Here is an 18542-nt window from a genome sequence, read left to right as displayed (position 1 = left end):
CTGTGTGATCGGAGACGGTGATGGCTGAACTCAATTCGGCCGTCACCGGTTACCGCACCTATCGGCACGCCGCCCTGAATCCGACCCGCGCCGTGCGGGTTCCGTTGATCGTGGTGCTGCTGCTGGTCGGCGTGGTGCTGCTGTACGCGGCCGACCGCGCCTCCCACGAAGGTGTCGATCGCGGCTGGTTCGTGGCGGTGTCGCTGTCGGGCCTGTTCGTGGCGCGCGGACTGCATCTGCGGCGGCCGATCACGCTGCCGCACTTCACCGTCGCGCTGATCGTGCTCGGGGTGTCCAATATCGCCTACCGCAGCGATCACGGCACCGTCGGCTTCATCTGCCTCGCCTCCACCGGCCTGATCCTGATGCTGCCGCAGAGTTCGCGCCCGCAACCGGATCAGCAGCATCGCATCGCCGCGCTGGTCGACCGCACGGTCGAGGATCCGCTGGCCCCGTTCGCCCTGCATTCGGCCAAATCCTATTTCTTCAGCGCGGATTCGAACGCCGCGATCGGCTACCGCACCCGCTTCGGCATCGCGGTCGTCGCGGGTGACCCGGTCGGCAACTGCGCCGAATTCGGCCGGCTCATCGCCGAGTTCTCCGAATTCGCGGCCGCCCACGGCTGGCGGATCGCGGTGCTGGGCGCCAGCCCCGCGGTCACCGAACTGTGGCGCACCCGCGCGGCCGATCACCATGGCTTGCACGCCATTCCGATCGGGCGCGACGTGGTGGTCGAGGTCGACTCGTTCGACATGGTCGGCCGCAAATTCCGCAACCTGCGCCAGGCGGTCAGCCGCACCCGCAACTTCGGCGTCAAGACCGAGGTGATCCCCGAACGCGAACTCGACCGTGAGATGCGCGAGACGCTGCTGGGCATCGTCGACGAGTGGGGGACCGGCCGCCAGACCCGCGGTTTCTCGATGATCCTGGACCATCTGCTCGACGGCCGGAATCCGGGCATGCTCGTGGTGATCGCCCGCGACGGTGAGGGCCGGGTCGCCGGATTCCAGCGCTACGGATCCTCCAATCACGGCAGTGAACTCAGCCTCGACGTGCCGTGGCGGCGCAAGGACGCCCCGAACGGCTTGGACGAGCGGATGATCGTCGATCTGGTCGACTACGGCCGCGACCACGACGTGCACCGCATCTCGCTGGCGTTCGCGGCGTTCCCCGAGCTGTTCGGCGACAAGGAACGATCGCGTTCCAAGCAGGCCATCTATGTGCTGGCCCGCACGCTGGACCCGCTGATCCGGCTGGAATCGCTGTATCGGTTCCTGCGCAAGTTCAATTCCTTCGGCAATCAGCGCTTCGTCCTCATTCGCTGGCGCGAGATCGTCTTCACCGCGCTCGCGTTGCTGACCCTGGAATTCGTGCCGCACCGCAAGCAGGACTGACCGGCGATCACGCCAGACCGGGGAGTGCCGCGGCTGTCGGCACCGCAGGTGTAACCGCGCCCGCCCGCGATGACGGTGGCACCCGCTGGGTGGGCGGTTCCTGCCCACAGGCAGCCGGTGGCGGGTTGGGCACATCGGCCTCTCTGCTCGCCGTCGAGCATCTACTATCTACGTAGGTAAATAGTAGTTGAACGCGTGGTGTGCGCCATGTCGTGGTCGTCGCCGTGCGGCATCCGCGCCGATATCGAGACATCCGTTGCGCATTCGGGCGGGCGCCCGATTACGATGTGAGCGCTCGGGAGACGGGGGACCGCTGTGCGGAATCCGGATCGTCGTCGGTCCGGGCGTCGACAGTGGTATCGGGGAGGACACGAGATGAGACACGACAGGCGGCTGCGCCGTGCCGCGACGGCCGGGCTGCTGGTGCTCGGGGCGGTATTGGCCGGATGTGGCACCGAGGCGAAAACGACTGTGGCACATGATGTTGCCGCGACGAACGAGAATCCGTGGGCGCTCAGCGGCGCCGCGCCCAATGCCTCGGGGCCGAGCGGTCCGCGCCCGGGTGTTCCCGACGCGCCGCTGCACGCCGACAACGGTGACGGTGGCGAGATGGACCGGCTGGCGCTCAATACGCTGTCGGATCTGCAGGACTACTGGGGTGCCGAGTACGGCAAGAACTTTCCGGGCACCTTCAAGCCGGTCGACCACTTCATTTCCTGGGATGCCAACGCGCCCAAGGAACAATCGGTCACCTTCTGCCGGTCCAGCACCTATCACGTGGTGAACGCGGCCTACTGCAAGATCGACAAGACCGTCGGCTGGGATCGCGGCAAACTGCTGCCGCTGATCTCGAACAAGTACGGGAAGATGGCCGTGGTGATGGTGCTCGCGCACGAGTACGGTCACTCGCTGCAGGACCAGGCCCGGCTCAACGGCTTTCTCACGCCCGGAATCGTGCTCGAACAGCAGGCCGACTGCTTCGCGGGTGTGTTCCTGCGGCATGTGGCCGAGGGCGGTTCGGCGCATTTCACGCTGAACACGACCGACGGGCTCAACGGTGTGCTGGGTGCGACGGTCGCCGTGCGCGACCGCGACCCCGACAACCCGAAGAATGTGCACGGGTCGGCGTTCGAGCGCGTGACCGCGGTGCAGATCGGCTGGTCCGACGGTGCGGCCGGATGTAAGGGCATCACCAAGAAGGAGATTCAGCAGCGCCGCGGCGGCTTGCCTACCACCTTCGAACCGGGCGACGAGGAGAACCAGATGGGTGTCGACGTCGACGGTCTCACTGCCGTCGCCGCCGCGCTCGGGCGGATCTACCCGTTGCCGCAACCGCCGGTGCTCGACTATTCGGGAATCGTCAAGAACTGCCCGAAAGAGGTTGCGGTGGAGCCGGTTTCGTACTGCCCGGCGAGCAATACGGTGGGCACCGATGTGCCGGAACTGGCCAAACGTGCCGGTCAGCAACCAGGCGACGAGGAACCGCTGTCGGCGGTGGTCGACGGCAATTACAACGCCTACGTCGTGTTCATCTCCCGCTACCTGCTCGCCGTGGAACGGGATCGGCATCTGTCGCTGCAGGGGCCGGAGTCCGCGGGGCTGCGCACCGCCTGCCTGTCCGGCGCCGTCACCACCAAGCTCAGCGATCCGGCCAGTGATCCCCGGCTCACCGCGGGTGACCTGGACGCCGCGGTCTCGGGTCTGCTCGCCGACGGCCTGGCCGCGAGCGATACCGACGGCAAGGTGGTGCCCAGCGGGTACCAGCGGATCGACGCGTTCCGCGCCGGAGTGCTCGACGGGGAGACGGCCTGCCTGAACACCTACAAATAACGAGCGGGGGCGACCGGATCACCGGTCGCCCCCGACTCGGGCGGCGGTCTCAGACCGCGCTGGTGGGGAGGGTGCGCAGGGAGCTGAGCGTGGTCGCGACCGCGCGAGCGGCCTCGGCGCCCTTGGTCTGGAAGTGCTTGGTGAAGTAGTCCACGTGCTCGCTGTGCTCGTGGAAGTGGTGCGGGGTCAGCACCACGGAGAACACCGGGACGTCGGTCTCGAGCTGCACCCGCATGAGTCCGTCGACCACGGCCGAGGCGACGAAATCGTGCCGGTAGATGCCGCCGTCGACGACCAGCGCCGCGGCCACCACCGCCGCGTACCGGCCGGTGCGGGCCAGCCGCTGCGCGTGCAGCGGGATCTCGAACGCGCCGGGCACGTCGAACACCTCGACGGCATCCGCCGAATATCCCAGATCGCCGTACTCGGCCAGGAAACCCGCATAGGCCTGGGTGACGATGGACTGGTGCCAGTTGGCCCGGATGAAGGCGATACGTCCCTGGTCGGTAGTGCTCATTCTCGGATGCTACTGCGCGCCGGTGTGCTCCTCCAACCAGTGCACCAGGTCGCCGAGTACCTTCTCGCGCTCGGGTTCGTTGAAAACCTCGTGGTAGAGGCCCGGATAACGAATCACCGTGAGATCGGTCGCGGTGGCGCCGGCCTCGATCCGATCGGCGCCCACCGGGGCGGCCAGGGCATCCTCGCCGCCGTGCAGCACCAGCGTCGGCACCCGCAGCGCGTCCAGGTGAGCGAGGACGAAGTCGGCGCCGCGCAGAATTTCGGTGGCCGTGCGGGCCGGCAGTTTGCCGCGGTAGACCAGCGGATCCTGATCGTAGGCGCGCACCACCTCCGGATCGCGGCTGATCTGCGTCGAATCCAGTTGCAGCACACCGAGGTTCGGCACCCAGCGGCTCAGCGCGGGGGCGAGCAGCCGTTGCACCGGATTGCCGGCCTCGATCACCACCGGCGGTGCCGACACCGCGATGCCCGCGACCTCCAGCGGCGCCCGCGTCGCCAGATACAGCGTGATCAGGCTGCCCATGCTGTGCCCGAGGACGAACCGGGGCAGACCCGGATGCTTCGCGCTCGCGATGTCGAGCATGGTGTTCACATTGTCGGCGGCCGCGTCGATCGATTCGATATTCGACCGCCCGCCGCCGGAGCGGCCGTGTCCGATGTGGTCGAAGGCGTAGACCGCGAAACCGCTGTCCGCCAGTCGTTTACCCACGTGGTCGTAGCGCCCCGAGTGTTCGGCGACGCCGTGCACCAGCACCACGACCGCGCGCGCCCGGTCGGGCAGCCAGGCCCGCCAGAACACCTGCCCGCCGCGGGCGTCGAATTCGCCGGTATCGCCTGTCGTCATCGCTGCCTCCGTCTGCGCCGTCGCTGCGCCGCCATTGTCGCGCACGGCGGGCCGAATCGTCGCGCATCGGCCCGCTGCGCCGGGATCGGCCGTCAGCCCAGGTCGTAGTCGAACCAGATCCGGTGGGTGCCGTCGGCGTCGACCGCCAGTCCGCCGGTTCCGGTGATCTCGCTCAACTCTCCGGTGCCGCTGCTGGGCACGATCGTGAAGAATTCGGCGCTGCGGTCCTCGCCCGCGGTGGTCGCCGAATGGGCGAAGTTGAACGTGCCGGCCAATCCGTTGAGCGAGCCCTCGAACGACTCCATCGCGACGTAGGTGCCTCGGCCCGACAGCTGATCGAACGCGGCGGTGAACAACGTGGCCGAGCGTCCGACCGCCTCACCCTCGAAATGCTTTTCCAGCCGGGCGATTCCGACCGGCGTCGCGGTGGGGATGTCCGGATCGGGCAGGACGTCCGTGGCGACGAAGGATTTGACGGTGAACGTTGCTGTAGCTCGCACCCGTTGAGGGTAGCGGCGGACACCGACATTCCCGGCATCAGCCGCCGGCGCCGGTGTAGTGCGCGAGGACGCGGCGGTTGAACTCGATCAGCCGCGCGTAGTTGGCCCGGGAGAGCCGTTCGTCGGTGCCGTGGATGCGCTCCAGATCCGCCGCGTCGACCACGATCGGTGCGAAGTTGCAGCGCGTGGCGGCCAGGCCGTCGTAGTGGCGCGAATCGGTGGCGCCGGGCACGATGCCCGTGGTGACCACCGCTTCGGGCACCAGGGCACGGGTGATGTCGGCGATCACGTCGAAGGCCGGTCCCGGCCCGGTGATCCGCGAAGGTTCGGAGGCCGTGCCGAGCACCTCGATCGCCACGCGCGGGTCGGCGATCACGCGGCGGCAGTGATCGAGGACGTCGGACACCGAATCACCGGGCAGGATACGGAAATTCACCAGCGCCTCGGCGCGCTGCGGCAGCACGTTCGCCTTCACCCCGCCGCGGATGACGGTCGGTGCGGTGGTGGTGCGGACCAGGGCCTCGGTCTGCGGCCGCGCCGCCATCATCCGGGTGATCACCCTGCCCGCGAGCGGCGCGAGCCGCAGGGCGGAACGGCGCGGTTCGGCCATGGCGGGCCGCATCCGGGCCAGCATGTCGGCGATCACCGGCGTCATGCGCAGCGGCATCGGATGGTCCTGGATGCGCGCGACCGCCCGCGCGATCCGGCCCACGGCGGTTTCGCGGCCGGGCATCGAGGAATGACCGCCGGTGTCGGTGGTGACCAGTTGCACCGTGGCCCAGCCTTTTTCGCCGAGCATGATGGAAGCCACGGGTGCGGTCGCCCCGTCGGCGACGCCCTGGGTGATCACCCCGCCTTCGTCGAGCAGCAGATCGGCGCGCACCTCGAGCTCGCGCAACCGGGCCGCCATCCGGGTGGCGCCGGCGCGGCCGAAGATCTCCTCGTCGTGGCCGAAGGCGAAATAGATGGTCCGGCGCGGACGGCGGCCCTCGGCCAGCAGCGATTCGGTGGCCTCGAGAATGGCCAGCACCCGGCTCTTGTCGTCGATCGCGCCTCGGCCCCAGATGAATTCGTCATCGACCACACCGGCGAACGGCGGATGGGTCCAGCGGGCCTCGTCGTCGACCGGAACCACATCCTGGTGGGCGAGCAGGACGGCCGCCGTCCCGGATTCGGTGCCGGGCCAGCGATACAACCGGCTGTGGCCGAACCGCTCCAGTTCCAGATTGCTGTGCACCAGGGGAAATTCGCTGTCGAGAAGGCTTGCGAGCCGGTCGAATTCCACCACGTCGGCGTCGGCGTCGTCGCGGGAGACGGTGACGCAGCGCAGGGCGGCCGCGAGTCGCTGTGCGGTCGCGTCGTCGACGGTGGTGGGGGTCGTACCGGTCGCTGTCATCGATCTCCTCGTCGTTGCGGGAAGTCCACGGACACACCGGGATCGCGCAGGACCGCGGGTGCCAGGCCGGTCACCGAGCGCGCACGCCATTTGCCGAGCGCTTCGCTGCTGCCGCCGGTCAGATCGAAATTCCGGGTGCCGGTGAGCAGCGGCAACTCCACGGTGCCCGAATGCACGCTCACCCGCGCGTTCGCCGGAGTGTGCGACCAGACGGTGTCGACCACATCGGTGATGCGCACACCGATCCGATGGCCGGCGGGCACGGTCCAATCCTGTGCCAGCAGGCGGATATTCGCGGTCTCGGCGACCTGCGCGATACCGCGGGTGATCACGGTGCCCGTGCCGTCCGGCGCCACATCGTAGAGTTCCGCGGCCACCGTGGCGTTCGGTGGGCCACTCAACGCCAGTGTGGCCGTGGGGATTCCGGACAGATGCTGATCGGAGGGCAGCGGCTGCGAGAGCGTCCAGTACTCGCGGTCGGGACCGGGGAGCAGCCCGCGATCGGTGTATTCGCCGGGCCGGATCGGCATGGTCACTCGTGCGGAATCGGCGGGTGGCCAGGCATTCTCGCTGCGCCACCGGCCGTCGAAACTACCGACGGTGACGCGCGGGCCCGGAATCCGGACGTCGCGTTGGGCCACATACTTGTCGAAGAAGGCCAGCGCCTCGCTGTAGAACTGCGGTGTACCGCATGCCTCGTGGCAGTTCTGGTGTCCCCACTGGCCGAACCACCCCTTGTCCTCGGGGAGATCGTGGTTCTTCCAGACGTCGAACACTCGATAGGCGCGGGTGTTGTAATCGAGGAAACCCTGGCTCAGGAACAGCGGAATCTTGCTGCCGCGAACGCGGTCGGTGAGATCACGATCGCGCCAGAACCCGGTGCCGCCGTCGTGGTCGGTGGTGCCCGCCAGATAGGACTGCGCGCATTCGATCGGTAACCGCGCCGCGTTGGCCTTGTATTCCGGTGAGTCCGAGGGGTGTGCGGGGGTGGAGGAGATCAGCAGATGTTCGAATCCGGCCATATCGCCGGGGCGAATACCGTCCTCGGTCACCGGTTTTCCGGAGAACTTCCACGAAATGCCCTGCATGTACAGGTAGCTGTAGGGGTCGACCACGGGTTCGAACGACGCCACCGCCGCCAGCCCCTTCGGGTTGGTGGCCAGACCCATGATGCCGGTCCATGCCTCGTAGGAGGTGCCGGTCAGACCGACCCGTCCGGTCGACCACGGCTGCGCCGCAGCCCATTCGACCGCGGTGCGCACATCACTCTGCTCACCGGGACCACCGAAGTCGGGGCAGCCGCTGGACCCCCCGAAACCTCGCAGGTCCACGATCACATAGGTGTAGCCGGCGTCGAGGAACAGTTCCGAATACAGATCGCGCAACGACGGCCCGCCCTGCGGATGCAGCTCGGCGGTGAATGCCAGATGGTTGCGATACGGGCTCACCGTCATGACGACGGGGGTGCGCACGTCGTCGGCCATGCCGGCGGGCCGGAGGATGTCGGCGTGCAACCGCAGACCGTCGGGGGTGGTCAGGAACTCCTCGCGCCATTGATACGCCGGGCCCGGTGCGGCGGTCGCGGTGACCGGCGCGGCCGCCGCGATCAGCAGGACCAGCCCGCACAGCACGCGCGTGAGCACGCGCCGGGCGCGTGGCGATGAATTCTCGAGCACCATAGGACTATCGAGTCTGCACGGCCACCCGTCCAGCCCTCAGAACCGGGGTCGGGAACCGGCCGATCCGCCGGCGCATCGGCTACATCGGGCGCAGATCGAGCACCCTGCGCAACCGGGCGCGGTCGCGCTCGAGTTTGCGCGCCTCGTAGGCGATGGGGAAGTAGCGGATCCGTTCCGGCAGCAGCGGCACCAGCCGGGCCAGCACCCAGCCCAGGATGCGCAGGTTGCGCTCGTCCTGCGCGGTCCAGGTCAGTCCGAGTTTGCGGCGCGCCGGTTCCGGCGTGGTGCCGACGGTGCAGAAGTACTGCATGCGGCCCAGCGGTGAGGCGGCCAGTTTCCACAGCGGCACCAGCGGTGTGGGCAGCGACTTCGGCGGGGCCACGTGTCGGATCGTCTTCAGATAGTCGCGCGCGGTGTCGGTGGCGACCAGGTGGTTCTCGACGGTGTCGGCGAAGAAGACCTCGAAATCGGCGTAGGTCGGCGGAATCTCCTTGGGCGCCACCGAGAACATGCGCAGCAGCTGCAGCACCTCCTGGTAGTACTGCTCCTTCTCCGCGTAGGTGAGCGGCGTGCGGCTGAAGTACTTCGAGCCCTCGTTGAAGGCATAGGTGCCGGTGTGCAGCACCCAGGCCCACGGTCCGGAGGCGAGTGCGGAGTGGCGCTTGCCCTGCGCGTCGACGGTGTTGAGCGAGGCGTGCATCCGCCGCAGGCGGTCGGCCTCGGCGACGGCCTCGTCACCGCCGTAGGTCCAGGTCATCACCGCCGCGAGACTGCGCATCGCGCGGCCCATCGGATCGGTGCGGAAGGTGGAGTGCTCGTCGACGACCGCGGAGATCGTCGGTTCCATGGTCTGCAGCAGGAACGCCGATCCGGCGGTGAGGGAGAAGGTGATCAGTCCTACCTCGTCCCACATGCGGGTTCCGGGCTCGATCGGCGTGCGGGGGCCGAGTTCGTGTTCGGTGCGCTCGGCGCGGGCGGCGGAGGCGGTCATTCGTGATCTCCTTCGACCACTCGACATGATGAGAGAATTACATGCGAATCATCTCACTCTCTTTCGAGCTTGGCAACCGGCCGTCGGCCGGCGACTCGCCGCGCAACCGGAAGTGAACACAACCTGAAATCTCGGTGAACTGGTGGAAGAATGGGATCCTCGCCACGTCGAACGTTCAGGGAGGAGGGATCCAGCCATGATCCACACCCACGTCCACCCCTCGTTACTGGGGACCTTGCGCACCTACGCCCGCCGCGCGCTGGCCCGCCACACCCTGACCGCCGAGGAACGCCGCAATCTCGCTGCCGCCCAAGCTCATCCGGCCGTCTACAGCGCATCCCTGGGCAGCCATCCGCATCTGTGACGAGCCTCGCAACGCACCGAAGCCCCAGCCGGATTCGGCTGGGGCTTCGTGAATTCCGCTGTGCTGTAACGACTTACACGTCGTAGTACAGCTCGAACTCGTAGGGGTGCGGACGCAGGTTCACCGGCGCGATCTCGTTGTCCCGCTTGAGCTGGATCCATGTCTCGATGAGGTCGTCGGTGAAGACGTTGCCCTCGGTGAGGTACTCGTGGTCCTGCTCGAGGCGGTCGATGACCGAGGCCAGCGAGGTGGGGGCCTGCGGGATGTTCTTGGCCTCCTCCGGCGGGAGCTCGTAGAGGTCCTTGTCGACCGGGGCCTTGGGCTCGATCTTCTTCTTGATGCCGTCCAGGCCGGCCATCATCATGGCGGCGAAGGCCAGGTACGGGTTACCCGAGGAGTCGGGCGCGCGGAACTCGATGCGCTTGGCCTTCGGGTTGTTGCCGGTGACCGGGATGCGGACCGCGGCGGAGCGGTTGCGCTGCGAGTACACCAGGTTGATCGGGGCCTCGTAGCCCGGCACCAGACGGTGGTAGGAGTTCACGGTCGGGTTGGTGAACGCCAGCAGCGACGGCGCGTGGTGCAGGATGCCGCCGATGTAGTGGCGGGCCAGGTCGGACAGGCCGCCGTAGCCGGCCTCGTCGTGGAACAGCGGCTTGCCGTCCTTCCACAGCGACTGGTGCACGTGCATGCCCGAGCCGTTGTCACCGAACAGCGGCTTCGGCATGAAGGTGACCGACTTGCCTTCCTGCCACGCGGTGTTCTTCACGATGTACTTGAACAGCTGCAGGTCGTCGGCTGCCGAGAGCAGGGTGCCGAACTTGTAGTTGATCTCGGCCTGACCGGCGGTGCCGACCTCGTGGTGGCCGCGCTCGAGCTCGAAGCCCGCGTTCTGCAGATTGGTCGAGATCTTGTCGCGCAGGTCGACGTAGTGGTCGTAGGGGGCCACGGGGAAGTAGCCACCCTTGTTACGGACCTTGTAGCCCAGGTTGCGGGTGCCGTCCGGGTTGAACTCCTCGCCGGTGTTCCACGAGCCGGAGACGGACTCGATCTCGTAGAACGCGCCGTTCATGCCGGAGTTGTAGCGCACGCCGTCGAAGATGTAGAACTCGGCCTCGGCACCGAAGAACGCGGTGTCGGCGATACCGGTCGACCGCAGGTACTCCTCCGCCTTGCGCGCGATGTTGCGCGGGTCGCGGGAGTAGGCCTCACGGGTGAACGGGTCGTGCACGAAGAAGTTCAGGTTCAGCGTCTTCGCGGCACGGAACGGGTCGATCCGGGCGGTGGAGAAGTCGGGCAGCAGCAGCATGTCCGACTCGTCGATCGACTGGAAACCGCGCACCGAGGAGCCGTCGAACGCCAGGCCCTCTTCGGCCAGGTCGGAAGTGAACGACTTCGCCGGGATGGAGAAGTGCTGCTGAACGCCAGGAAGGTCCGAGAAGCGTACGTCGACGTATTCGACGTCCTCCTCCTTGATGTACTTGATGACCTCGTCGGCCGTGCTGAACGCCACTTAGTACTCCTTACGGATCGGTTCCCAGCCTGTGCCGATTGCTGGGTTTCAGCGCTGAACGGTATGGATGCGGTGTTTCCCCGCAATCAAGGCTGTGTTTCGCCAGTGTTACACGTGCTGCTGGCCGGGTCGGCGGCATCCCCCGGCAACACCGCGCGGTGGGTTGTTCACGATGCGGTGCCGGACCAGCACCGTTATCCTGCCACCACGGCATCCGGTGCTCGATTCGAGGACCGCGCATCGTCGCCGATCGGTGCGCGCGAACGGCGAGAGTTTCCCGGCCGCAACCGCTTTGGGGCATCGTCCCGGCGGGGCCTCGTGCTGCCGTCGCCGCGGACGGCCGAAGGTCCTGATGCGGAGCTGCCGGCGGGTAACCGGAGGCCGGCGGCCGCTGTTACGTGGCAGCCGGCGGCGGGCCCGGGTGTGACGTAATCCTCACCGTCACCGCGCCTAAGCTGGGAGCATGGCGCGAATTACCGGTTCCTGGCTGTCCGGCCCGAATGCGGCCCATCCCGGCGAGCCGCAGCCCGACGACTATCCCGGCAAGCTGCTCGGCCTGCCGCAGGAGGGTGTGGGGTCGCTGGCGCCCATGTCGCGCCGCATCGTCGCGCTGTTCGTCGACTACTTCATCGCCATGGGTATCGCCGCACTGATCGTGCGCGGCGCCGGATCGCTCAACACCGTCACCTACCTGATCTGGTTCGTGATCGGCGTAGTGACGGTCATGCTGTTCGGGTTCACGCCCGGGCAGTACTTCCTGGGAATGCGCACGGTCCGCATCGATGCGTCCGCGCCGGTCGGATTCGTGCGATCGGTGGCGCGGCAGGTGTTGCTGACCTTCGTAGTGCCGGCGTTGTTCACCGACGGGGATCGGCGCGGTATGCACGACCGGGCCACCGGGACGGCGCTGATCCGCGCTCGGTGACGCGAGTGCCTACGGCCTGCTCACGCTCGCGCGCAGACCGTCGAGCAGGAGGTCGAGGAGCCGGTCGATCTGCTCGCGGTCGATACCGGCCAGCGTCGCGCCCGCCATCGCCGCGGTGATGTCCTCGGGCCGGACGTCGTCTCGCAGTGTGCCGGCCGAGATTCCCGCATCGAGGACGGAACGGATTGCCGCACTGAGTCTTTCGCGTGTCTGCGCCGAGGTCACCGCACCGGAGGCGATGACTTCGCGCAGTGCCTCGGCCATCCCGCGTTTGGTGGCCACGAAGTCGGCGTAGCGGCCGAGCCAGATGCGCAGCGCGTCCTCCGGGGCGTGGTCGGCGAGCAGGCTCGCCGCCTGATCGCACAGCTGTTCCAGTTCGCTGCGATAGACGGCTTCGATGAGCGCTTCCCGCGAGGGGAAGTGCCGATACAGCGTGCCGATGCCCACTCCGGCGGATTTGGCGATCGATTCCAGGCTGACCGTGCCTTCTTCACCGGTGAACGCGGTGAGAGCGGCATCGAGGAGCAGTTGGCGATTGCGCTGGGCATCGCGGCGGCCACGCGGCTGTCCGGACAAAGTGGAGGGTCCTCCGTTTCTGTACTACTCTGGACTTGAGCGGAGGATCCTCCGTTTGATGTCAGGGTAACGAGGGAGACCCGAATGACGGTCATGACGCAACCGCGTGACGGCGAACTGGCGGGACGTGCGGTCGGCCGGATCGGCTACGGCGCGATGCAGCTGGAATCCGGCGCGGACGGGGTGGCGGTGCTGCGGCGGGCGGTGGAACTGGGCGTGAGCCATATCGACACGGCCGGCTTCTACGGCAACGGCTCGGTCAACGCCCTGCTCCGGGAGGCGCTGCATCCGTATCCGGACGATCTGCTGCTGGTCGACAAGGTCGGCGCCATGCATACGGGCGATGGCCTCGTGCCGGCGCAGCGGCCCGGGCAGCTGCGGGCCGCGGTGGAAGCGGATCTGCGGGCGCTGGGCGCCGAGCAGTTGGCGGTGGTCAACCTGCGCCGGGTCGACGGTCCGCCCGGAATCGTGGCCACCGGTGATCAGATCGTGGATCTCGACGACCAGCTGGCCGAACTGATGTCGCTGCGGGACGAGGGCAAGGTCGGCGCGATCGGACTGAGCAATGTCACCGTCGAGCAACTCCGTCGCGCCGCCCCCGCGGGTATCGCGTGCGTGCAGAATCTGTACAACCTGCTGGAACGCGACGAGGAGCCGATGGTGGCGGAATGTTCTTCGCGGGGAATCGCTTTCGTGCCGTACTTTCCGCTCGGATCGGGATTTCCGGGCCGGCCCAAGGTGGCCGGTGACGACGTGGTGCGCGATATCGCCGGCCGCCTCGAGGTGACGCCGAGCCAAGTGGGTCTGGCGTGGTTGCTGGCCCGCGATCCGCACATCCTGCTGATCCCGGGGACTCGCCGCATCGGCCATCTCGAGCAGAACCTGGCAGCGCGAGATGTGAGGCTGGATGCCGGGATGCTCGCCGCGCTCGCAGAACGGGCCTGAGGACCGGCGGCTCACCGCGACGAGCGTTGTTCAGCCCAGTGCGGCGTACAACCGCTCGGCGGCCCGGCACACCGCATCGGCCATCGCCGGAGTTTCCTGCCCGATCAGCGTGACCACGCCGACGGACGCCGGGGGACCGGGCAGTCCCGGCAGGGACGCGACCACGCCGTGCGCGCCGGGAACGAGCTTGCCCTCGCTCTCGAAGACCCCGCGCTCGCCCCGCTGGGACGCCTCGATCGCCTCACCGAGGGCACCCTGTCCGCGCCCGGTGCGGGCACCGACCCGATAGGCGACGTGGAAGGTGGTGAACGGCGGTTCGACGACCGCGACGGCGAGCACGTCGTCCCCGTCGGCGACGCAGAAATGCGCCGTGGCCTCCACCTCGCGGGCCAGGTCCTCGAGGATCTCGCGGGTGGCCTCGCGCACCGAGCCGAGTACGTGCTGGGTCAGCACCAGCGCGCCCGCGGAGACGCTGACCGTGCCGTCCTCGGCGCGGCGCACCAGCCCGTGTTCGACCAGCGTGCCGACCAGGCGGTAGACGACCGTGCGGGACAGTCCGAGCTCCTGTGCCAGTTGCGCGGGGGTGCGGGCATGGGGGCTGCTCGCTAGCAACTTCAGCACGTCGAGTCCGCGGCTCAAGGTCTGCGAGGTGTCGGGAGCCGGCATGGCGGAAATCCTACGTGGGCGGTGCCTCGATCAGCTGGCGCTCGGCGGCCCGCAAAATATCGCCGCCACACCCCGATGCGGAGGGTGTGGCGGCGATTCGGTACTTCAGCTGGGCGGCAGCTTGCGCATGCGGTGGTGCTGCCGAGCGTCTGTCAGCGGCGGCGGATGGTGCGCTGCACTCCGCGCATCTTCGCGCCGGCCGGCAGCGGGCCCTTCGGCAGGGCCGGTCCGCCGCGGGTGGCCAGTGCGGTGAGGCGGCCCTCGATGAGGTCCATCCGCTTGGCGTCGATATTGCGGGGGAGTTTGGTGAGGTGGCGCTGCAGGTTCTTCAGCGGAACCTGGCCCTCCTCGTTGCCGATCACGATGTCGTAGATCGGGGTGTCGCCGACCAGTCGGGCGGTCTTCTTCTTCTCCTGCGCCAGCAGCGATTTCACCCGCTGCGGCGACCCCTCGGCCACCAGGACCACACCGGGCAGGCCGATCACCCGGTGGACGGCATCGAGCTGGGTGGTGGCGGCGACGGCCTGGGTGGCGCGCCACTTACCCTGCAGGTTGTCCAGCACCCACCAGGCCGCACCTGCCTGCCCCTCGGCCTTGGCATAGACGTTCTTCTGTACCCGGCGCCCGAAAATGATGAAGGCGACCAGCGCGCCCAGCAGGATGCCGACCGGCAGCAGGAACCACTGCATGTTGAACAGGAAGCCGATGAGGAACAGCACCACGGTGATGCCGACCAGCGCGCCGATCATCAGCGGCAGCAGCAGTTTGTCCTCTTTGCGCACCATCTGGAACGTCTGCCAGAGCTGCTGACGCCGCTCCTTCGACGCCTGCCTGCGCGCCGCCTTCGCCGCGGCCTTCGCTTCCTTCGACGGTGTGCCGCCCTTACCTGCTGCCATACCTCTCAGGATAGTGGTCGAGCGGGACTTACCCCGCACGGGCCGGGCACAGGTGCGACGCCCGCCTCACACGGTGGCTTCGCTGCGACTGCGCAGGTCTGCGGCGATCTGGCTCGGCATCGGTTCGTGCCGCACATAGGTGCGGTCGAACTGGGCCGCGCCGCGCGAGAGTGAGCGCAGGTCGATGGCGTAGCGGCTCAATTCCAGTTCGGGGACCTCGGCGCGGATGACGGTGCGCCCGGCGGTGGCCGGTTCGGTGCCCAGCACGCGGCCGCGGCGGCCCGCCAGATCGCCGAGGATGGTGCCGACGAAATCGTCGGCGACGGTCACCCGCACCTCGGCGATCGGTTCGAGCAGATCGATCCGCGCCGCGGTGGCCGCCTCCCGCAGGGCCAGCGCCCCGGCGGTCTGGAAGGCGGCGTCGGAGGAGTCGACCGAATGCGCCTTACCGTCGAGCAGAGTCACCCGCACATCGACCAGCGGATAGCCGGCGGCGACGCCGCGCTCGGCCTGTGCGCGCACGCCCTTCTCGACCGAGCCGATGAATTGGCGTGGCACCGCGCCGCCGACCACCTTGTCGACGAATTCGATCCCGGAACCCTCCGGCAGCGGTTCCACCTCGATATCGCAGATCGCGTACTGGCCGTGGCCGCCGGACTGTTTCACATGCCGGCCGTGCCCGGATGCCTTGCCCGCGAACGTTTCTCGCAATGCCACCCGATACTCGTCGACATCGACCTGCACGCCGAACCGGGACCGCAACCGTTCCAGCGCGACATCGCGATGCGCCTCGCCCAGACACCACAGCACCAGCTGATGGGTGCGCGGATTCTGCTCCAGGCGCACCGTCGGATCCTCGGCGACCAGGCGGGCCAGGCTCTGCGACAGCTTGTCCTCGTCGGCCTTGCCGTGGGCGCGCACCGCCACCGGCAGCAGCGGTTCGGGCAGCGGCCACGGCTCGATCAGCAGCGGAGAATCCTTGGCCGACACGGTATCTCCGGTTTCGGCGTGCCCCAGTTTGGTGACGTAGGCGATATCGCCGGCGATGGCCTGGCCGATCGGGAACTGTTGTTTACCGAACGGCGCCGTCACCGCGCCGACCCGTTCGTCGACATCGTGTCCGTTGCCGTCGGTGTGCCCGCAGATGTGCACGGTGTCGTCGGCGTGCAGGGTGCCGGAGAACACGCGCACCAGCGACACCCGGCCCACATACGGATCGGAAGCCGTGCGGATCACCTCGGCGGCCAGTGGTGCGCCCGGATCGCAAGTCAGTGCGTGCGGCGCCGCGCCGTTCGTCGGGCAGCGCGCCGCGACCGTGTGTTCGGCGGGGGTGGGGAAGCCGCGGGTGATCAGCTCCAGGATCTCGACCATGCCCAGGCCCTCTCGGGTGCCCTCGGGCGGGGGTGCCGCGATGAGGATGGGATGGAAGCGGTCGCGTGCCACCGCGCGTTCCAGATCCGCGATCAAGGTGGTGAGGTCGATCCGTTCACCCTCGAGGTAGCGGTCCATCAGGGTTTCGTCTTCGCTCTCGGCGATGATGCCCTCGATGAGCCGGTTGCGCGCGGTCTCGATCTGCGCGGTCTGGTCGGCGGTCGCGTCGGTGCGGGTGTGCGCGCCGCCGGAACAGTCGAAGACCTGCTCGGTCAACAGGTCGATCACTCCGGTGACCGGGCGGTGCCCGTCGGCGCCCTTCGGGCCGTACACCGGCAGTTGCAGTGGCAGGATCGCGTCGGAATCGCCGTCGCCGAGCAGGTCCGCGCAGGTCTGGGCCATCAGATCGAAATCGGCGCGGGCCGCGTCCAGATGGGTGATCACCAGCGCCCGCGGCATCCCGACCCGCGCGCACTCCTCCCACAGCGCCAGCGTCTGCCCGTCGACCCCGTCGGCGCCCGCGGCGGCCGAGACCACGAAAAGGGCCGCATCCGCAGCTCGCAGACCGGCCCGTAGTTCGCCGACGAAATCGGCATACCCTGGCGTGTCGATCAGATTGACCTTGATGCCGTTCCAGGCGACCGGCACCACCGACAACTGCACCGAACGGTGCTGGCGCTGCTCGATATCGTCGTAATCCGATACACAGGTGCCGTCCTCCACGCGGCCGGCTCGGGTGAGCGCCCCGGCCTCCATGGCCAGTGCCTCCACCACGGTGGTCTTGCCGGAGCCGGTATGCCCGACCAGGACCACATTGCGGATGCCGTCGGGCTGTGATGCCTCGATCACTCTGCCGGTGGCACTGTTACGGGCGGCGGTGCTCGCTTTCTCGGCCATGTCTCTTCACTTCCCGGAGTCGACACGTGCGGTTGCTTCGAGCTTCCCACCGGCACGCGGCTGTGTCACCCGTTCCGGGGATCCGCACCCCATCCGTGGTGAATCCGCACCCCGTATGCAACGAACGACCGGCCGAACGGGAATTCGGCCGGTCGCTGCGGGGTGGCTGGGAGTCGGTTCAGCTGCCGAATCGGGCGAGGACCGAGCTCGCCTCCTGGCTCGCCGAACCCTCTTCGGCCAGATGCGCCATCTCCGGTGCGATCTCCCGCCCGTGATGCGCCATCGCCTGCGCGTACAACCGGCCGGCGCGGTAGGAGGAGCGCACCAGCGGCCCGGCCATCACGCCGGCGAAGCCGAGTTCGGTTGCGACGCGGGAATGTTCGACGAATTCCTCCGGCTTCACCCAGCGGTCCACCGGATGGTGGCGCGGCGAGGGCCGCAGGTACTGGGTGATGGTGAGGATGTCACAGCCGGCCTCGTGCAGATCACGCATCGCCTGGGTGACCTCTTCGGGGGTCTCGCCCATGCCGAGGATCAGATTCGACTTGGTGACCAGACCGGCCTCGCGGGCCGCGGTCAACACCGCGAGCGACCGCTCGTAGCGGAACGCCGGGCGGATCCGCTTGAAGATGCGCGGCACGGTCTCGACATTGTGCGCCAGCACCTCCGGCCGGGAGGAGAACACCTCGGCCAGCTGATCGGGGTCGGCGTTGAAGTCGGGGATCAGCAACTCCACGCCGGTGTGCGGGTTGAGTCGCTTGATGGCGCGCACGGTTTCGGCGTACAGCCAGGCGCCGCCGTCGTCGAGGTCGTCGCGCGCGACGCCGGTGATCGTCGAATACCGCAGGCCCATCGCCTGCACGCTCTCGGCCACCCGGCGCGGTTCGTCGCGATCGAGCGCGGCGGGCTTACCGGTGTCGATCTGGCAGAAATCGCAGCGGCGAGTGCACTGTTCGCCGCCGATGAGGAAGGTGGCCTCGCGATCCTCCCAGCATTCGAAGATGTTGGGACAGCCCGCTTCCTCGCAGACCGTGTGCAGCCCTTCGCGTTTGACCAGGCCCTTGAGCTCGGTGTACTCGGGGCCCATGGTGGCGCGGGTGCGGATCCACTTCGGCTTGCGTTCGATCGGGGTCTGCGCGTTGCGGGCCTCGATGCGAAGCAATTTGCGACCGCCTGATTCCCGTACCAGGGAATCGGAGGACGAAGTGGCCGGCGCGGCGGTGTGTGCCGTGCCGCTGT

At 68.1% G+C, this 18542-nt stretch carries 17 protein-coding genes; 5 read left to right on the top strand and 12 right to left on the bottom strand.

Annotated features, from left to right (window positions below; all coding sequences use genetic code 11):
- Positions 1–20: 20 nt before the first annotated feature.
- Together NA3_RS08530 and NA3_RS08525 are read left to right on the top strand one after the other, a co-directional pair.
- A complete protein-coding gene (locus tag NA3_RS08530; protein WP_084491395.1) occupies positions 21–1394 on the top strand; it encodes a bifunctional lysylphosphatidylglycerol flippase/synthetase MprF in 1374 nt (457 codons plus the stop codon).
- A 375-nt stretch (positions 1395–1769) separates the two neighbouring features.
- Positions 1770–3224, top strand: a complete 1455-nt coding sequence (locus tag NA3_RS08525) for a neutral zinc metallopeptidase (protein WP_062963038.1) — start codon at positions 1770–1772, stop codon at positions 3222–3224.
- A 49-nt stretch (positions 3225–3273) separates the two neighbouring features.
- Here the strand turns inward: NA3_RS08525 and NA3_RS08520 are convergent, their stop codons facing one another.
- The 6 genes from NA3_RS08520 to NA3_RS08495 form a co-directional block, all read right to left on the bottom strand.
- Complete coding sequence (locus tag NA3_RS08520; protein ID WP_062963037.1) at positions 3274–3741, bottom strand: 6,7-dimethyl-8-ribityllumazine synthase; 468 nt, start codon at positions 3739–3741, stop codon at positions 3274–3276.
- A gap of 9 nt (positions 3742–3750) precedes the next feature.
- A complete protein-coding gene (locus tag NA3_RS08515) occupies positions 3751–4587 on the bottom strand; it encodes an alpha/beta hydrolase (protein WP_062963533.1) in 837 nt (278 codons plus the stop codon).
- A 92-nt stretch (positions 4588–4679) separates the two neighbouring features.
- Positions 4680–5087 carry a DUF3224 domain-containing protein gene (locus NA3_RS08510; RefSeq protein ID WP_030515341.1) on the bottom strand — a complete coding sequence of 136 codons (408 nt, stop codon included), beginning with the start codon at positions 5085–5087 and terminating at the stop codon, positions 4680–4682.
- Positions 5088–5124: 37 nt separating this feature from the next.
- Positions 5125–6483, bottom strand: a complete 1359-nt coding sequence (locus NA3_RS08505) for a M20/M25/M40 family metallo-hydrolase (protein ID WP_062963036.1) — start codon at positions 6481–6483, stop codon at positions 5125–5127.
- Complete coding sequence (locus tag NA3_RS08500) at positions 6480–8162, bottom strand: CocE/NonD family hydrolase (RefSeq protein ID WP_062963035.1); 1683 nt, start codon at positions 8160–8162, stop codon at positions 6480–6482. Before NA3_RS08500 ends, NA3_RS08505 begins: the two co-directional genes overlap by 4 nt.
- Before the next feature lie 79 nt (positions 8163–8241).
- The gene (locus NA3_RS08495) at positions 8242–9153 is read right to left on the bottom strand and encodes an oxygenase MpaB family protein (RefSeq protein WP_062963034.1); all 912 of its coding nucleotides are present in this window, start codon (positions 9151–9153) and stop codon (positions 8242–8244) included.
- A gap of 196 nt (positions 9154–9349) precedes the next feature.
- Here NA3_RS08495 and NA3_RS36765 point away from each other — a divergent pair, with 196 nt between their 5' ends.
- Complete coding sequence (locus NA3_RS36765; protein ID WP_157126542.1) at positions 9350–9517, top strand: hypothetical protein; 168 nt, start codon at positions 9350–9352, stop codon at positions 9515–9517.
- A 73-nt stretch (positions 9518–9590) separates the two neighbouring features.
- Here NA3_RS36765 and glnA read toward each other — a convergent pair whose 3' ends face one another.
- Complete coding sequence (gene glnA, locus NA3_RS08490; RefSeq protein ID WP_062963033.1) at positions 9591–11027, bottom strand: type I glutamate--ammonia ligase; 1437 nt, start codon at positions 11025–11027, stop codon at positions 9591–9593.
- 463 nt (positions 11028–11490) lie between these two features.
- On the opposite strand from glnA, the gene NA3_RS08485 reads away from it, so the two are divergent.
- Positions 11491–11952, top strand: a complete 462-nt coding sequence (locus NA3_RS08485) for an RDD family protein (RefSeq protein WP_036500011.1) — start codon at positions 11491–11493, stop codon at positions 11950–11952.
- A gap of 9 nt (positions 11953–11961) precedes the next feature.
- On the opposite strand, the gene NA3_RS08480 is transcribed toward NA3_RS08485, so the two are convergent.
- A complete protein-coding gene (locus NA3_RS08480; protein ID WP_062963032.1) occupies positions 11962–12528 on the bottom strand; it encodes a TetR/AcrR family transcriptional regulator in 567 nt (188 codons plus the stop codon).
- 84 nt (positions 12529–12612) lie between these two features.
- Between NA3_RS08480 and NA3_RS08475 the strand changes: the two genes are divergently transcribed.
- Entirely contained in the window at positions 12613–13473 is an 861-nt protein-coding gene (locus NA3_RS08475) for an aldo/keto reductase (protein WP_062963031.1), read from the top strand.
- Between the two features lie 30 nt (positions 13474–13503).
- Here the strand turns inward: NA3_RS08475 and NA3_RS08470 are convergent, their stop codons facing one another.
- The 4 genes from NA3_RS08470 to lipA all read right to left on the bottom strand — a co-directional run bounded on the left by NA3_RS08470 (position 13504) and on the right by lipA (position 18492).
- Complete coding sequence (locus NA3_RS08470) at positions 13504–14139, bottom strand: IclR family transcriptional regulator (protein ID WP_063917378.1); 636 nt, start codon at positions 14137–14139, stop codon at positions 13504–13506.
- A gap of 152 nt (positions 14140–14291) precedes the next feature.
- Positions 14292–15035 carry a DUF4191 domain-containing protein gene (locus tag NA3_RS08465; RefSeq protein ID WP_062963030.1) on the bottom strand — a complete coding sequence of 248 codons (744 nt, stop codon included), beginning with the start codon at positions 15033–15035 and terminating at the stop codon, positions 14292–14294.
- A gap of 66 nt (positions 15036–15101) precedes the next feature.
- Complete coding sequence (locus tag NA3_RS08460; protein ID WP_062963029.1) at positions 15102–17303, bottom strand: elongation factor G-like protein EF-G2; 2202 nt, start codon at positions 17301–17303, stop codon at positions 15102–15104.
- Between the two features lie 178 nt (positions 17304–17481).
- Complete coding sequence (gene lipA / locus NA3_RS08455) at positions 17482–18492, bottom strand: lipoyl synthase (protein WP_062963530.1); 1011 nt, start codon at positions 18490–18492, stop codon at positions 17482–17484.
- Positions 18493–18542 lie beyond the last annotated feature (50 nt).

This window comes from Nocardia africana NBRC 100379 (assembly GCF_001612635.1).
Lineage (GTDB): Bacteria > Actinomycetota > Actinomycetes > Mycobacteriales > Mycobacteriaceae > Nocardia > Nocardia africana.
Note: the sequence above shows the minus strand (reverse complement) of the source record. Positions and strands in the feature narration are given on the sequence as shown.

What these genes read in the sequence shown, in the direction of transcription:
- NA3_RS08530 (WP_084491395.1), top strand. Translation starts at nt 21, where the DNA reads ATGGCTGAACTCAATTCGGCCGTCACCGGTTACCGCACCTATCGGCAC.
- NA3_RS08525 (WP_062963038.1), top strand. Translation starts at nt 1,770, where the DNA reads ATGAGACACGACAGGCGGCTGCGCCGTGCCGCGACGGCCGGGCTGCTG.
- NA3_RS08520 (WP_062963037.1), bottom strand. Translation starts at nt 3,741, where the DNA reads ATGAGCACTACCGACCAGGGACGTATCGCCTTCATCCGGGCCAACTGG.
- NA3_RS08515 (WP_062963533.1), bottom strand. Translation starts at nt 4,587, where the DNA reads ATGACGACAGGCGATACCGGCGAATTCGACGCCCGCGGCGGGCAGGTG.
- NA3_RS08505 (WP_062963036.1), bottom strand. Translation starts at nt 6,483, where the DNA reads ATGACAGCGACCGGTACGACCCCCACCACCGTCGACGACGCGACCGCA.
- NA3_RS08500 (WP_062963035.1), bottom strand. Translation starts at nt 8,162, where the DNA reads ATGGTGCTCGAGAATTCATCGCCACGCGCCCGGCGCGTGCTCACGCGC.
- NA3_RS08495 (WP_062963034.1), bottom strand. Translation starts at nt 9,153, where the DNA reads ATGACCGCCTCCGCCGCCCGCGCCGAGCGCACCGAACACGAACTCGGC.
- NA3_RS36765 (WP_157126542.1), top strand. Translation starts at nt 9,350, where the DNA reads ATGATCCACACCCACGTCCACCCCTCGTTACTGGGGACCTTGCGCACC.
- NA3_RS08485 (WP_036500011.1), top strand. Translation starts at nt 11,491, where the DNA reads ATGGCGCGAATTACCGGTTCCTGGCTGTCCGGCCCGAATGCGGCCCAT.
- NA3_RS08475 (WP_062963031.1), top strand. Translation starts at nt 12,613, where the DNA reads ATGACGGTCATGACGCAACCGCGTGACGGCGAACTGGCGGGACGTGCG.
- NA3_RS08470 (WP_063917378.1), bottom strand. Translation starts at nt 14,139, where the DNA reads ATGCCGGCTCCCGACACCTCGCAGACCTTGAGCCGCGGACTCGACGTG.
- NA3_RS08465 (WP_062963030.1), bottom strand. Translation starts at nt 15,035, where the DNA reads ATGGCAGCAGGTAAGGGCGGCACACCGTCGAAGGAAGCGAAGGCCGCG.
- NA3_RS08460 (WP_062963029.1), bottom strand. Translation starts at nt 17,303, where the DNA reads ATGGCCGAGAAAGCGAGCACCGCCGCCCGTAACAGTGCCACCGGCAGA.